The sequence below is a fragment of the Nocardioides xinjiangensis genome, from assembly GCF_017916455.1.
GTDB classification, from domain to species: Bacteria; Actinomycetota; Actinomycetes; order Propionibacteriales; family Nocardioidaceae; genus Nocardioides; species Nocardioides xinjiangensis.
Genome location: NZ_JAFMSY010000004.1, coordinates 135913 through 150816, shown reverse-complemented (window position 1 = coordinate 150816; position 14904 = coordinate 135913). Strand labels below are relative to the sequence as shown.

13 protein-coding genes are annotated in these 14904 nt (G+C 75.1%); 5 read left to right on the top strand and 8 right to left on the bottom strand.

What is annotated here, in order from left to right; genetic code table 11:
- Positions 1 to 151 precede the first annotated feature (151 nt).
- From J3P38_RS15740 to J3P38_RS15730, 3 genes are all read right to left on the bottom strand, one after another.
- Positions 152 to 1369 (bottom strand): MFS transporter, encoded by a 1218-nt coding sequence (locus J3P38_RS15740; protein ID WP_307807955.1) that lies wholly within the window; start codon positions 1367 to 1369, stop codon positions 152 to 154.
- A gap of 89 nt (positions 1370 to 1458) precedes the next feature.
- Positions 1459 to 1902 (bottom strand): MarR family winged helix-turn-helix transcriptional regulator, encoded by a 444-nt coding sequence (locus tag J3P38_RS15735; RefSeq protein ID WP_246850088.1) that lies wholly within the window; start codon positions 1900 to 1902, stop codon positions 1459 to 1461.
- A 74-nt stretch (positions 1903 to 1976) separates the two neighbouring features.
- Positions 1977 to 3503, bottom strand: a complete 1527-nt coding sequence (locus J3P38_RS15730) for an NCS2 family permease (RefSeq protein ID WP_210504317.1) — start codon at positions 3501 to 3503, stop codon at positions 1977 to 1979.
- A gap of 21 nt (positions 3504 to 3524) precedes the next feature.
- On the opposite strand from J3P38_RS15730, the gene J3P38_RS15725 reads away from it, so the two are divergent.
- Entirely contained in the window at positions 3525 to 3812 is a 288-nt protein-coding gene (locus J3P38_RS15725) for a DUF2530 domain-containing protein (protein WP_307807954.1), read from the top strand.
- The gene (locus tag J3P38_RS15720; protein WP_210504316.1) at positions 3809 to 4417 is read left to right on the top strand and encodes a class I SAM-dependent methyltransferase; all 609 of its coding nucleotides are present in this window, start codon (positions 3809 to 3811) and stop codon (positions 4415 to 4417) included. The genes J3P38_RS15725 and J3P38_RS15720 overlap by 4 nt, the downstream gene beginning before the upstream one ends.
- Here the strand turns inward: J3P38_RS15720 and J3P38_RS15715 are convergent, their stop codons facing one another.
- The gene (locus J3P38_RS15715; protein WP_210439903.1) at positions 4418 to 5212 is read right to left on the bottom strand and encodes a DUF3027 domain-containing protein; all 795 of its coding nucleotides are present in this window, start codon (positions 5210 to 5212) and stop codon (positions 4418 to 4420) included.
- 97 nt (positions 5213 to 5309) lie between these two features.
- On the opposite strand from J3P38_RS15715, the gene J3P38_RS15710 reads away from it, so the two are divergent.
- Positions 5310 to 6752, top strand: a complete 1443-nt coding sequence (locus J3P38_RS15710) for an MFS transporter (RefSeq protein ID WP_307807953.1) — start codon at positions 5310 to 5312, stop codon at positions 6750 to 6752.
- A 19-nt stretch (positions 6753 to 6771) separates the two neighbouring features.
- On the opposite strand, the gene J3P38_RS15705 is transcribed toward J3P38_RS15710, so the two are convergent.
- Positions 6772 to 7167, bottom strand: coding sequence for a cold-shock protein (locus J3P38_RS15705; protein ID WP_210439901.1), 396 nt, complete (start codon positions 7165 to 7167; stop codon positions 6772 to 6774).
- A gap of 235 nt (positions 7168 to 7402) precedes the next feature.
- On the opposite strand from J3P38_RS15705, the gene J3P38_RS15700 reads away from it, so the two are divergent.
- Complete coding sequence (locus J3P38_RS15700) at positions 7403 to 9490, top strand: S8 family serine peptidase (protein ID WP_210439900.1); 2088 nt, start codon at positions 7403 to 7405, stop codon at positions 9488 to 9490.
- 40 nt (positions 9491 to 9530) lie between these two features.
- Here the strand turns inward: J3P38_RS15700 and J3P38_RS15695 are convergent, their stop codons facing one another.
- From J3P38_RS15695 to J3P38_RS15685, 3 genes are read right to left on the bottom strand one after another with little or no spacing between them, the layout of a single operon-like run.
- Positions 9531 to 10688, bottom strand: a complete 1158-nt coding sequence (locus J3P38_RS15695) for an RDD family protein (RefSeq protein ID WP_210504314.1) — start codon at positions 10686 to 10688, stop codon at positions 9531 to 9533.
- 11 nt (positions 10689 to 10699) lie between these two features.
- A complete protein-coding gene (locus tag J3P38_RS15690) occupies positions 10700 to 11737 on the bottom strand; it encodes an FHA domain-containing protein (protein ID WP_210504313.1) in 1038 nt (345 codons plus the stop codon).
- A complete protein-coding gene (locus J3P38_RS15685; protein WP_210504312.1) occupies positions 11727 to 12548 on the bottom strand; it encodes a PP2C family protein-serine/threonine phosphatase in 822 nt (273 codons plus the stop codon). Before J3P38_RS15685 ends, J3P38_RS15690 begins: the two co-directional genes overlap by 11 nt.
- Before the next feature lie 276 nt (positions 12549 to 12824).
- On the opposite strand from J3P38_RS15685, the gene J3P38_RS15680 reads away from it, so the two are divergent.
- Positions 12825 to 14885, top strand: coding sequence for a helicase C-terminal domain-containing protein (locus tag J3P38_RS15680; RefSeq protein ID WP_307807952.1), 2061 nt, complete (start codon positions 12825 to 12827; stop codon positions 14883 to 14885).
- The last annotated feature ends 19 nt before the right edge of the window (positions 14886 to 14904 follow it).

Genomic DNA, 14904 nt, shown 5'->3' with positions numbered 1-14904 from the left:
TTGTACCTGCTCGTGCTCGGTGCGACTGCGGTGGGACCTCGCGGACGCGCCCCTCGGGCGGGCGCCCCTGCAACGGGCGCCGTGCGAGCATGCGCAAGGGTCTGGACGTGCCAGACACAAGGAAAGAGGCTACTCGGGCCCTACATCAGGGTCAAAACGCCGCAGGTGCTGCCTCGGCGCGTGACGACTCCATGCTAGCGACCCGGTCCTGACGGGTCCGTTCGAGGCGCAGGTAGGCCACCGCGGACAGCGCCACGCCGGCGATCGTGATGAGCCCGCCGCCCAGCAGCGTCCACCGCGCTCCGTACTCCTGGCCGATCCACCCGATGATCGGGGCGCCCAGCGGCGTGCCGCCCATGAAGATCATCAGGTAGAGCGCCATCACCCGGCCGCGGACACCGGCGTCGGTGTGCAGCTGCATGTAGGTGTTGGCCGCGGTGATGAACGTCAGCGCGGTCAGGCCGGTGACCGGGGCGAGCAGGGCGAACGCGAGGTAGGTCGGCATGAGCCCGGCCAGCACGACGGTGGCGCCGAAGGCCAGCGCCGACCCGACGACCAGCCGGTGCCTGACGTGGCCGCGGCGCGCGGCCAGCAGCGAGCCGGTGAGCGAGCCGATGGCCAGCACGGTGCCGAGCAGGCCGAACTCCTCGGGGCCCTTGCCGAAGACCTCGGTGGCCATCAGCGCGGACGTGATCTGAAAGTTGAGGCCGAAGGTGCCCGCGAAGAACACCATGCTCAGCACGAGCAGGAGGTCCGGACGGGCGCGGACGTAGGCGACACCCTCGCGGATGGCGCCCGGACCGCGGTCCGCCGGCGCGGCGGCGTCGATGCGGCTGAGGTCGAGGTGGCGCAGCGACCAGATCGGGGCGGCGTACGACACCGCGTTGAGCAGGATGACCCAGCCGGTCGCGACCGCTCCCCCGCCGAACGCGGCGATGAGCACGCCGGCCAGGCCGGGGCCGACGAGGCGCGCGGCGTTGAAGCTGGCGGAGTTGAGCCCGACGGCGTTGGTCAGGTCGTTCGGGTCGACGAGCTCGGAGACGAAGGACTGCCGCGCCGGGGCGTCGAACGCGGAGGCGGCGCCGAGCAGGAAGGCCAGGACGTAGACGTGCCACACCTCGGCGACGCCGGTGACGGCGAGCACGCCGAGGACGGCAGCGGGCACGGCCATGCCGACGTTGGTGAGCTGGAGCAGTCGCTGCTTGGGCATGCGGTCGGCCACGAGGCCGGCGATCGGGGTCAGCAGCAGGAACGGCAGGAACTGGAGGCCGGTCGTGATGCCGAGCGCGGTGGCGCCGGAGCCGGCGGCGAGCTCCAGGACCAGCCAGTCCTGGGCGACGCGCTGCATCCAGGTGCCGGTGTTCGACACGACACCGCCGGCGGCGTACCGGCGGTAGTTGGGGTTCGCGAGGGAGCGGAAGGTGGGACTCGTGGGAACTCCTCGGTCGGGGAGGCGGATCAGTCGGTCGAGGCGAGGCGGGCCAATATGGGCGCCGCCTCGCGGAGGGTGGCGCGCTCGGCGGGGGTGAGCCCGCCCAGCTGCCGGGCGAGCCAGGCGTCGCGGCGCTGGCGGTCGGCGAGGACCGCGGCGCGGCCGGCGTCGGTGAGCGTGACGACGACCTGGCGTCCGTCTGTCTCGTGGGCCCGGCGCTCGACGTAGCCGTCGGACTCGAGACAGTTCACGGTGCGGGTCATCGACGGCGGCTGCACCCGCTCCGCGCGGGCGAGCTCGCCGACGGTCTGGTCGCCGAACCGGACCAGCAGCCCGAGGACGACCATCTGGCTGATGCTCAGGTCGTTGTCGGGGTGGCGCTCGGAGATCAGGCGACGGCGCAGGCGCATCACCCCGGCCCGGAGCTCGGAGGCCAGGCCTGTGTCGGAGCGGAGGTCGGCGGTCGGCATGTCGTTAGCATAACTCATTACCTGTGCTAACTATTCCCGGCGGCGGACGACCGCCGCCCCCGGGGCCGCCCTCGTCAGATGAGCCAGGAGGTGAGCGGGTCGATCGCGAAGTAGACGACGAACAGCGCGGCGACGATCCACATCAGCGGGTGCACGGCGCGGGCCTTGCCGAGCACCACCTTGATCAGCACGTAGGCGAGGAAGCCCGCGCCGATGCCGACGCTGATGGAGTAGGTGAACGGCATGAGGACGATGGTGAGGAAGGCCGGAATGGCGATCTCGAGGTCGTCCCAGTCGATGCCTCGCACCTGCTGCATCATCAGGAAGCCGACCAGGACGAGGGCGGGGACCGCGGCCTCGGACGGGATGGCCTGCACGATCGGGGCGAAGAACGTGCTCAGCAGGAACAGCAGTCCCGTCACGACCGACGCCAGGCCGGTCCGGGCGCCCTCGCCCACCCCCGACGCCGACTCGATGTAGGAGGTGTTGGAGGAGACGCCGGCGGCGCCGCCGGCGAGGGCGGCGACCGAGTCCACCACCAGGATGCGCTGCGAGTTCGGCGGAACGCCCTCGTCGTCGTTGAGGCCGGCCTCCGCGCCGATCGCGGTCATCGTGCCCATGGTGTCGAAGAAGTCGGCCAGCAGCAGCGTGAAGGCGAGCAGCAGCGCGGCGAGCAGGCCGACGGACGAGAAGGCGCCGAAGAGCGAGAACTCACCGAGGGTGCCGAAGTCGGGCACGTCGACGACGCCGTTCAGCTCCGGCACGTTCAACGACCAGTTGCCCGGTCCCTCCTCGGCGACGGAGCCGAGGTCGAGGGCCGCCTGCAGGACGAACGCCAGCACGGCGGTGGCGACGATCGAGATCAGGATCGCCCCCCGCACGCGGCGTACCCACAGCGCGACGACGAGCACCACGCCGATCGCGAAGACCAGCACGGGCCACCCGGTGAGCGTCCCGCCGCTGCCGAGCTGGACCGGGACCGTCGTGAGGGCGGCGTCGGGGATGCGGGTGACGAAGCCCGCGTCGACGAAGCCGATGAGGGCGATGAACAGGCCGATCCCCACCGAGATGGCGACCTTGAGCTGCTGCGGCACCGCGTGGAAGACGGCCCGGCGGAAGCCGGTGAGGACCAGCACCAGGATGATCAGGCCCTCGAGCACCACGAGGCCCATCGCGTCCTCCCACGTGGAGCGGGTCGCGACGGCGTTGGCGACGAACGCGTTGAGGCCGAGTCCGGTGGCGAGCGCCAGCGGGAAGTTGGCCACGGCCCCCATGAGGATCGTCAGCACTCCCGCCACCAGCGCGGTGCCGGCCGCGATGACCGGCAGGTTGGAGCCGTCGCCGGACCCACCGCCGAGGTAGGCGCCGGTCGAGTCGGGCACGAACCCAAGGATCAGCGGGTTGAGGACGACGATGTAGGCCATCGTCAGGAAGGTCACGACGCCGCCGCGGACCTCGCGGCCGACGCTCGAGCCTCGCTCGCTGATCCGGAAGAACCCGTCGAGGCCGGTGGCCTTGGGCGGCTGCGCTGCGGTCTGCGTCTGGTCGGTCACGGAACGGCAGTGTGGCAGAAGCGTGCTACGCGCGTGTTTCGTGCCCATGCCCGCGTGTAGCGTGACGGCGTGGACCTGGGTGACGAGCAGCCGACGCAGCATGAGATCGGCCGCCGCACCTACATCGTCGCGCCGGTCGCCCCGCTCGACGTCGACGGCGTGCGGACGGTCGAGGTCGGCACGGCGCTGTGGCTGCTGGGCTTCCTGGCACTGCTGCCCTTCTGGGGCGCGCTCGAGGAGAGCGGCCGCACGTGGTGGCTGTGGACCTGCCTGGCCGGCTTCGGGCTCGGGCTGTGCGGCCTGGAGTACTGCCGCAGGCGGCGCAAGGAGCGGGCCGCCCAGCAGGCGTCGCGGTGACCCTGCCGCCCACCCGCTGGGAGCTGGCCGGCGAGGACAACCGCGGCTATGGCCGGCACTTCGCCGACGTCGTGGCCCGCGGCGTCGACGTCGACGGCGAGGCCCGGCTCGCCGACGCGCTCGTCCCCCGCGGTGCCCGCGTCCTCGACGTCGGCTCGGGCATGGGGCGCGTCGCGGCGGCGCTGCAGGCCCGGGGGCACGACGTGGTCGCGACCGAGCCGGACGCCGCTCTCCGCGAGCAATCCCGGGCGACCTACCCCGACCTCGAGGTCCTCCCCCACGAGGCCCTCGCGCTCGACCCGCACGAGGTCGGCGCGTTCGACCTCGTGGTGCTGGTGGGCAACGTGATGATCTACCTCGGCGAGGGCACGGAGCGGCAGGTCCTCGGACGCGTGCGCGAGCTCCTCGCGCCGTCCGGCCGGGTGCTCGTCGGCTTCCACCTCACGGCCGTCATGTCCGGCAGCCGCACCTACCCCGCCGAGGAGTTCGTCCAGAACGCGACCTCGGCGGGTCTGCGGGTCGTGCACCGCTTCGGCAGCTACGAGCTGCACGAGCCCGACGAGGCGTACGCCGTCTGGGTGCTCGAGCGAGCACGGCGCGACTGATCAGAGCGGCTCGAGGTCGTCCTCGGTCATCGTGTCGTGGACGTGGTCGGGCAGCGGCACGGGCTGCTGCTTGCGGGCGAGCTTGACCTCGGAGTGCGCGCCGCAGCCGTGGTCGAAGGTGACGACCCGGCCGTCGTCGTTGGCGTTGCCGTTGGCGCACACGCCGAACCGGTCGGCCAGCGACCCGTTGAGCCGCACCAGGAACCCGCACGACCAGCAGCTCTCCGGGGCGCTCTTCGCCAGCGGCGCCTCCGGCCCGCCCGGGCCGTCGTGCCACCGCTCCGCCGCCATGTCGAGCCCCTCGCGGCTCAGCGTCCGCACCCGGCCGAGACCGAGGTCCTCGGCCACCCGGCGGACCTGCGCCCGGGCGTCACCGTCGAGCGGCGTGTCGAGCGGGTCGTCGCCGACGAGGTAGGTCGGCACCAGGCGGACGTCCTCGTCCTCCACGGGCAGCAGGTCGCCGGGCGAGAGGTCGCCCGGCTGGAGCCGCTCCTTGTAGGGCACCCAGGCGGGCGCCACGATCGCCTCGTCGCCGGGCAGCAGCACGACCTCGTTGACCGTGGCGTCCTTGGCACGCTTGGCCCGCGTGAGCGTGACCGACCAGTACCAGCCCGGGTAGCCCGCGGCGGTGCACGCGAAGTGGTGGGTGACGACGCGCTCCCCCTCGGCCCGCGCGCCGAGGTGGTCGCCCACCTCGGAGGGGTCGGCGACCTCGAGGACGACCTCGCGTGCCAGGTCCACGGCCTTGGCGAGGGCCGGGTCCGGCCTGCCGGCGCGGGTGGGGAGAGCGATCACCCGTGCATCATCGCAAACGCCTGGCGGTCCTGTCCCGTCGGGGACGCGTGAGCGGACCGCGACCTGCGCGTCGGCGGCGTGCGCCAAGATGGTGCCCGTGACCTCCGAGCGCACCGACCCGCCCCCGGGCCAGCAGTCGGAGCCGCCCCGGGAGCGCCGCGAGGAGCCCGCTGCCCCGCCGCGCCCGGGGGCCGTACGCCGGTCGCTGACCGGCGTCGCGCGCGGGGCCCGGGCCGCCGGCCGGGGGGCTCGCGTCGCGGGTCGCGGGGCCGGGACCGCCGGGCACTTCGCGGTCACGCAGGCGCGGCGGGCCGCCCGGGCCGAGGGCGCCGGCGACTCGGGGCTGTCGCGCCTGATCGAGCTCCACGCCTTCAACGCCGCCGGCGACGCCGCCGTGGCGATCTCGCTCGCCGGCACGCTGTTCTTCCAGGTGCCGACCGGGGAGGCGCGCGGGCAGGTCGCGCTGTTCCTCGGCCTGACGATGCTGCCGTTCGCGATCGTGGCGCCCTTGATCGGACCGTTCCTCGACCGCTTCAGCCACGGCCGCCGCTGGGCCGTCGGTGCCACCATGGCGATCCGGTGCTTCCTGTGCTGGGTGCTCGCGACCGCCGTCGTCACCGAGTCGGGGTGGCTGTTCCCGGCCGCGCTCGGCTGCCTGGTGGCGTCCAAGGCCTACGGGGTGACCCGCGCCGCCGCCGTGCCCCGGCTGCTGCCGCCCGACCTCACGCTGGTGAAGGCCAACGCCCGGGTCTCGCTCGCCGGCGTGGTGGGCGCCGGGGTCTCGGCGCCGCTGGCGGTGCTCGCCTCGACGTTCGGTCCGGAGTGGTCCCTGCGCTACGGGTTCCTCGTCTTCGTGCTCGCCACGATCTGGGCGATCCGGCTGCCCGACAAGGTCGACGCGAGCCAGGGCGAGGGCGAGATGGTGCTCACCGGTCCGAGCGACGAGGCCCGCACGAGCCGCCGCCCGAGGACGCGGATCCCCGGAGCGGTGGCGTTCGCGCTGCGGGCCAACTGCGGACCGCGGTGGCTGTCGGGCTTCCTCACCATGTTCATGGCGTTCCTCCTGCGCGAGAACCCGATCGGCGACTGGCGCCCCGAGGTCCTGCTCGGCCTCGTCATCGGTGCGGCGGGCCTCGGCAACACCCTGGGCATCACCATCGGGTCACTGCTGCGCAGGCTGAACCCCGCGGTCACCGTCGTGCTCGCGCTGCTGGCCGACGTGGCGGTCGCGACCGTGGCCGCGCTGTTCTACGGTCTCGTCCCCCTGATCCTGCTCGGCCTCACGGCCGGGCTCGCGCAGGCACTGGCCAAGCTGTCGCTCGACTCCACCATCCAGCGCGACATTCCCAGCCGCATCCAGGCCAGCGCCTTCGCCCGCTCCGACACCACGCTGCAGCTCGCGTGGGTCATCGGCGGATTCGTGGGCATCGCGATGCCGCTCATGCCGCAGCTCGGCATCGGCATCGCCGCCGGCGTGCTGGGCGCCTGGGCGACCTTCGTCCTGCTCAGCCGCCCACGCCGGGCCGTGCCGGCTGCCTGAGGCCCGCCTGACGCCTCGGTCAGGCGTCGAGCTCGTCGGCGAGGGCACGCAGCACCTTCGCCGTGCCCCGCGCGGCGGCGCGCTCGGGGTGCCGGCCGCGGCGGTAGGTCTCCTCCACGCCCTCGAGCATCTTGATGAGGTCCTCGACGATGGTCACCATTGCCTCGGGCTTCTTGCGCTGGGCGTTGCGCTGGTTGCGCGCGACCGAGGCGGGCGCGTCGAGGACGCGGACCTGGAGCGCCTGGTCGCCCCGGCGACCCTGGGCGATGCCGAACTCGACCTTGGTGCCGGCCTTCAGGGTGGCCGTCCCCTCGGGGAGCGCGTCGGAGTGGACGTAGACGTCGGGGCCACTGTCCTGCGACAGGAAGCCGAAGCCCTTCTCCGCGTCGAACCACTTCACCTTGCCAGTCGGCACGGTCCACCCCACTCAGCTCTGCACCCGACGCCGCGCGGACCCGCGCGGCTCGCACAGGATAGGCGGCCGTGCCGACGGCCCACCAACCAGATCTGTCCACCGGGTGACGAGGGCTTCTTTGATTTGCTGGCGTGGCTGCTGGGACGATGGGAGGCTCGGGGACCTCGCGGCACTGGGCCGGCGGGGATGGACGGACGAGCGGGAGGTCGCGGTGCGGCTGCGGAGGACTGGACGGGTGCTCGGGTGCGGCCTCCTCGGGCTGGCGCTCACCCTGCCCGTCGCCGGCACCGCGCGGGCCGCCGACACCGCTCCCCCGGCGGGTCCCGGTGAGCTGACGCTCGTCACCCTGGCCGGCGGCGGCACCGCCGCCGGGCGTCACGACGTCACCCAGGTCGTCGCCCGGCAGGAGGCGGTGCTCGACGCGGTCGGGGCCGACGAGCCGGTCTACCGGTGGACGACCGCCCTCAACGGATTCGCCGTCCGCCTCAGCGACAGCCAGCTCGCCGCCCTCGACGACCAGCCCGGCGTCGCCGCGGTCGAGGCCGACACCATCCGTCCGCTCGCCGGTCCAACCTCGCGAGCCGCCGTCACCGGTGCGGCCGCCAGCCCTCGGCTGCGCGGCGGCGCCGGCGTGGTGGTCGGCGTCGTCGACTCCGGCATCGCGCCGGAGTCACCCGCGTTCGCCGACGTGCCCGGGCTGGGCGCGGATCCCGAGGACTTCCTCGGGGCGTGCGCGGAGGGCGAGGGCTGGTCGGCCGACGACTGCACCCGCAAGGTGGTCGGTGCCCGCTGGTTCGTCGAGGGGTTCGGCGCCGACCGGGTCCGGTCCTCGGAGTCGCTCTCGGCCCTCGACGTGCTGGGCCACGGCACCCAGGTCGCCTCGGTCGCCGCCGGCAACGCCGGCGTCAGCGTCCGCGTCGACGACCGCGACGCCGGCCGCTTCGGCGGTGTCGCGCCGCAGGCACGGGTCGCCGCCTACAAGGCGTGCTGGGGAGCCCCGGATCCCGCCGACGACGGCTGCTCGACCGCCGACGTCGTCACGGCCGTGGACGCGGCGGTGGCCGACGGCGTGGACGTGCTGAGCCTCGCGCTGGCCGGCGGCGAGGGCATCGACACCCTGCAGCTCGCCCTGCTCGGCGCCGCGGAGGCCGACGTCGTCGTGGTCGGCGCGTCCGGCAACTCCGGCGCATCGGCGTACGCCGCCCACGCGGGCCCGTGGGTCACGACCGTCGGCTCAGCCGTCGGCCGGATGGCACGCGGGCGCGTCACGCTGCCCGACGGCCGCTCGTGGACCGGAGGCGGCCGGCCGAACGACGTCAGGGGTCGTGCCGTCCTCGCCCAGGACGCTGCCGCTCCCGGGACGTCGCGCAGGGCCGCCGCGCACTGCCGGCTGGGGGCGCTCGACTCCCGCCTCGTGGCCGGCCGGATCGTCGTGTGCCGACGCGGCGGCATCGGCCGCATCGACAAGTCCGAGTCCGTCGCCCAGGCCGGCGGCCGCGCGATGGTTCTGGTCAACCAGCGGCGCGGAGCGGTCACCGCCGACCTCCACGCCGTGCCGACGGTGCACCTGCCGGCGCCCGCCGGCCGCGCCCTGAGCCGCTGGGTCGCCCGGCACCCGGCCGCCGTGGTGCGCATGTCCCGCGCGACCGGCGACCCCGGCAACCGGCGCACGGCGTCGTGGAGCGCGGCCGGGGACCCGCGTGGTGCCTCCCTCAAGCCCGACGCGGTGGCCGACGGCGACGCCGTGCTCGGCGCCCTGCCCGAGTCGACCGGCCGGAGCTGGGGAGTCTTCAGCGGCAGCTCCGCCGCCGCGGCGCACGCCAGCGGGCTCGCCGCGCTGGTGATCGGTGAGCACCCCGACTGGTCGGCAGCGGTCGTCCGCTCGCTCCTGGTGACCGCCGCCCGGCCGATCCCCGACGCCTCGGCCCTGGAGCAGGGTGCCGGAGCGCTGCCCGGTCGCGCGCCGCGCGCCCACCTCGCCCTCGACGTGGAGCCGCACGCCTGGCGCCGTGCCCTCCGGCACCACTCCCTCGCCGAGCTGAACACCAGCTCGCTGCTGCTGTCGGCGCGGCAGCCGACGGCGGTCCGCACGGTCACCAACATCGGCGACCGGGCGGAGTACTTCTCGGTCACCGCGCGCGGGTTCGCCTCGCACCGGGTGCGCGTCCAGCCGCTCGCCGTGCGGCTCGCGCCCGGCGAGTCGGCCGACTTCACCGTCACCGTCAGCGGACCCGCGACGCCGGGCCGGCTCGACGACGGCGCGCTGGTGTGGCTCGGCGCCCGCGGCGGCATCACCCGGGTGCCGGTGGCGCTCACCCGCTGAGGCTCGCGCCACCGAGCACCCCCGCAGCCGGGGGAACCGGTCACCGCTCGCGTGAGATCGTCATCTCCCGGTCGCCGTAGACGACCTTGTCGCCGTCGACCAGGGCCGCGGGCCTGCCGGGAGCGAGCTGGCGCGACACGCCCTGCCGGACCAGCACAGTGCCGTTCGTGGACCCGCGGTCCACGACGACGATCGTGCCGTCAGGCGCCGGGCCGAACTGGGCGTGGGTCTTCGAGACCGACATGTCCGCGGACGTGAGCGGGATCAGGTGGGCCACCTGCTCACCGGGTCGCGGCTCCGGGCGGCGGCCGACGAGCGCGAGGCCCGCGACCACGAAGCTCTCGCCGTTGTCGAACCGCACCCGCCAACGCGCGGGAGCCGGCGCCGGGGTCGCGGGAGGGACCTGTCGCGGCGGGACTGCCTGCGCCCACCACGGGGCCTGGGGCGGCGGGGGCTGGGGCGGGGGCTGGGGCGGGGCCTGTGGCGAGCCTGGCGGGGAGATCCGGGGCGGGGCCTGCGGCGCCGGCGGCGCGGGGCGGGGGGCCGGTGGTGGCGTGGTCACCTCCGGGGGGAGGGGCTGGCGGCGCACCGAGTGCTCGGACCGCTCCGGCGTCCTGACGACGTCGACGGCCGGCGCCGGGACCAGCCGCATGGCGGTGAGGTTCACGATCTGGCGCGGGCCGTCGTCGGCCTCGCTGTGGGCGACCTCCGCCACCGGGCGCACGTCGACCACGACGCTCCGGGCCAGGTGGTCGTGCCAGCCGCGGCGCTGCCGGCCGCGGTCCGCGACGGCCGTCCACGCCAGGGTGGCCACGCCGATGCCGAAAGTGGGCGGCCCGGCGATGCCCAGCACGAGCGAGCGCACCAGGGCCCGCCCCACCCCGATCGGGGCGCCGGTCGCGTGGTGCACCACGCGGAGACCGGTCAGCGCCTTGCCCGGGGAGGTCCCGGCGACGCCCAGCACGACGGCGAGCAGCACCCAGAGCACGACGGCGGTGGCTGCGACGGCGCCGACCATGGTCCAGAGGTCCTCCGAGACCAGCAGTGCGGTGCCGGTCCCGACCGCGGCGAGCAGGCCCCAGGTGAGCAGGCGGTCGACGGCGAACGCGGTGAACCGGCGCTCGAGCTCGGCGCTCGGGTAGGTCATGGCGCGGGCGTGCTGCGCCTGGGGCGGCGCGGCCTGGTGGCGCTCGGTCACGGTGGTGCGGCTCAGGGGTTGGTGACCTGGATGGTCACGCCGTCGCCGAGGTCGAGCACGGCGCCGGGGATGAGGCTGACGGCGATGCCGGGCCTGAGCTCCTCCGCGTCGAGGCCGGGCTGGGCCAGGACGGTGCCGTTCGTCGAGCCGAGGTCGGTGGCGATCGCGGAGCCGTGGTCGGCACCGGCGCCGGGCCGGATCTCCAGGTGGGTGGAGGAGATCTCCTGGTGCGGGCTGGGCACCGTCACGACGTGGGGCTGGTCCTGGGAGGCGAAGCGGCGGGCCTCGGGGGCGCGGCCCACCAGCACGGTGCGGTCGACGGCCACGACGTCGCCGGTCGAGAAGACGAGCGAGGCCACCGGCTGCGAGACCACGTCGGGGGCGACCTCGTGGCCGGGGATCGGCGGGCGGTCGAAGTCGGGCACCGGCACGCCGGCCCGGGTGTGGCCGTCGAGGTCGGGCCAGTCGCCCTGCACGGCCGGCGTCTCGCCGGTGGGCGTCGGGTCGTCCTCCGGCTCACCGAAGTGCATCGGCGGGGCGGGCGGCGGCGCCGCCTCGGGCTGGACGGCGGGAGCCCGCCGTCCCTCGTCGGCCGGCCGGGAGCCCGACGGGCCGGACGCGGACGGCGTACCGAACTCGACGGCGGACACCCGCGCGAGGCCGGGCGTGAGGACGTGGTCGGTCGCGCCGTCACCGGTGAGGGTGACCCGGACGCTCGTGACGCCGGTGACGAGCCGCTCGGCCCACGCGGTGCCGGGGGCGGCAGTGACGAGCTCCTCGCCCGAGGTCGCGGAGACGGTCGCGGTCGGCGCGCCGCGGACGATCAGTCGGGTGGCGTCGTCGCCGTGGGCGACGAGCGCGAAGTGGTCGAGGGAGGACAGCCCGCCCGCGAGGAGCGCGTCGAGGAGGTCGTCCGCGCCGGCACCGGAGTCGGCGAGGTCCCACAGGGCGGCCACCCGGCCGCGCTGGCTGCCGGGCAGCAGGACCGTCGCGCTCTCGCCGACGACGGCGTACCAGTCCCCCGCGGCGAACCTGGCCTCAGCGCTCACGTGGTCCCCCCAGCTTGGATTTGAGGCTCTGCAGCTGGCGCTGCGAGTCGTAGGTGGCGTCCTTCACCAATCCCACCACATCGACCACGATCGCCGTGGCGTTGTCGCGGCCCCCGGCAGCGACCGCGGCACGGACCAGCGAGTCCGCCGCGTCACGCGGGTCGGCGACCGACTCGAGGATCTCCTCGATCTCGCTGTCCTCGATCATCCCGGTCACGCCGTCGCTGCACAGCAGCAGGCGCTCGACGGACCCGAGCGGCAGCAGGAAGAAGTCGGGCTCGATGCCACTGGGGCTGCCGAGCGCGCGCGTGATCACGTGACGCTCGGGGTGGACCGCCGCCTCCTCGCGGGTGATCTGGCCGGAGTCGATGAGCTCCTGGACCACCGAGTGGTCGACGCTGACCTGCTCGAGGCGCCCGTCGGTGATCCGGTAGATCCGCGAGTCGCCCAGGTTGGCCAGCAGCCACTTGGTCACCCCGTCGTCGTCGACGAGCACGGCCACGACCGCGGTCGTGCCGGCGTGCCACCCGGGCTGATGCACGCGGTGGGCGTCGCCGTAGTCGAGGATGCGCGCCTGGGCCCGGGCGAAGGCGTCCGAGACGTGCTCGGCCCCCCGGCCCGGGTCGTAGTCCTCGGCGAGCCGCTGGAACTCCTCCACGACCATCCGGCTGGCGACGTCGCCGCCGGAGTGGCCGCCCATCCCGTCGGCGACCACGAAGACCGGGGGCGAGACGAGGTAGGAGTCCTCGTTGACCTTGCGCACCAGCCCGACGTCGGTCGCCGCCCCGTGGTGGAGATCGACGTTCCTCATGTCCAGCCCTCTTCGCCCCGTGTCGAGATGCCGGGCCGCGGTGCCGACCCGGCGAGTAGCGTAAGAGGGATGTCCAGTTCAGGGCCGACGACACCCGCACGCACGCTCGCCGACCAGCTGCGCAGCTGGCCGGACGAGCGGCTCGTGGCTCTGCTCAGGGCCCGTCCGGATCTCGCCACGCCTGCCCCTCAGGATTCGTCGCAGCTCGCCTCCCGGGCTGCCACGCGCTCGTCGATTCACCGCGCTCTCGACGGGCTGGACCGCCTGGAGCTGTCCGTGCTTGATGCCCTCCTCGTCGCGGGTCAAACCACGTCCGCGGAGCTGATCTCGATCGTCCGGGCCGACGAGGACCGGACGGCGGCCGCGCTGCAGCGGCTGCTCGACCTCGCGCTGGTGTGGGAGGCGCCGGGCGGCCTGCGCGCGCTGACCGGGGTGGCCGACGCGATGCGTGGGATGCCCGGCCTGGTGAGCGGCCTGCGACCCTCGAGCCCCGAGCCCCCGGACCCGGAGGAGGTCGCGGCCCGCATCGCCGAGCTGTCGCCCGCGGCGACGGCGCTGCTGCACCACGTCGCCGACCACGGCGGGGAGGGCACGACCGGCGCGGCACGCCGCACCGTCTCCCCGGCCGAGGCCCGCACCCCTGCCGAGGAGCTGATCAGCCGGCGCCTGCTGGTGCCGCGCGAGGGCGACGCCGTGGTGCTGCCCGGCGAGGTGGGCCTGGCCCTCCGCGGCGGGCGCACCACCACCGAGCCGGTCGACGACGTGCCCGCCCTCGCGACGGCCGCGCGTGACCCCGCGCTCGTCGCCCGTAGCGCCGCCGGTGCCGCCTTCGACGTCGTACGCCGCGTGGAGCTGCTGCTCGACCACTGGGGCGTCCGGCCACCCGGCGTGCTGCGCAGCGGCGGACTGGCGGTGCGCGACCTCAAGGCGGTCGCTGCCGCGCTCCACGTCGACGAGCCGGGAGCCGCCCTCGTCGTCGAGCTCGCCCTGTCCGCGGGCCTGGTGGCGGAGGCGGCCGTGGCCGACGGCACGCCGTCGTGGCTGCCGACGGACGAGTTCGACGTCTGGTCGGGCCGCCCGATCTCCGAGCGGTGGGCCCGCCTGGTCGGCGGCTGGCTGGCGAGCAGCCGGGTGCCGTCGCTGGTCGGGTCGCGCGACGCGGCCGGCAAGGCGTGGAACGCCCTCGCCCCCGAGCTGTCCAGCGGGCTCGCCGAGGAGGCCCGACGGCTGGCGCTCGAGGTGCTGGCCGAGGTGCCCGAGGGTGAGGTGCTCGCCGTGGGGACCGGCGTCGCGTCGGTGGTGCAGCGCATCGGCTGGCTGCGGCCCCGGCGGCCGACGGTGTTCTCCGACCTGGTCGCCGCGGCGCTCGGCGAGGCCGCCGTGCTCGGCGTCAGCGGCGCCGGCGGGCTGCCGCCCAGCGGCCGGCGGGTGGCCGCCGGGGACCTGCCCGGCGCCGCCGAGGCGATCGACCCGCACCTGCCCCGCCCCGTGGACCGGGTGCTCCTCCAGGCCGACCTCACCGCCGTCGCGCCCGGACCGCTGGAGACCGAGGTGGCCCGTCGGCTGCACCTCCTGGCCGACGTGGAGTCCCGCGGCGGGGCGACCGTCTACCGCTTCACGTCCGGCTCCCTGCGTCGCGGGTTCGACGCGGGCTGGTCGGCGGTCGAGGTCCGCGACTTCCTGACCTCGGTCTCCCAGACGCCCGTCCCGCAGCCGCTGGAGTTCCTCGTCGACGACGTGGCGCGCACGTTCGGCAGCGTCCGCGTCGGGCACGCCGAGGCGTTCCTCCGCTCCGACGACGAGGCCGCGCTGGCGGCGCTGGTCCACGACCCCCGCGCCCGGACGCTGGGCCTGCGGCTGCTGGCGCCGACCGTGGCCATCGCGACCTCGCCCCTCGACGTGCTGCTCCCCCGGCTCCGGGAGCTGGGTGCCGCGCCGGTGGTGGAGGCTGCCGACGGCACCGTCCGGGTGAGCCGGCCCGACCTGCACCGCGCCAGCACCCGGCGCGGTCGACGGCCCGCGGGCGCGGTGGAGGCCCGACAGGCCGCGCAGGTGCAGGCGGTGGCGACCGCGATCCGTGCCGGCGACCGGGCGCGGTCCTCGCGGCCGGCGGCGGTCGAGGTCACCCACCCCTCCGCCGCCCTCGCCGCGCTCCGCGAGGCGATCGAGGCCGGCAGCACCGTCGTCATCGGCTACGTCGACAGCCACGGCGCGACCGGCGAGCGGGTCGTCGACCCCCGGCGCCTCGACGGCGGCCGGCTCTCGGCGTACGACCACCGCTCCGACGACGTGCGCGAGTTCGCCGTGCACCGCATCACAGCCGTCCGTCCCGCCTGAATCCCCTCCGTAGACTGGG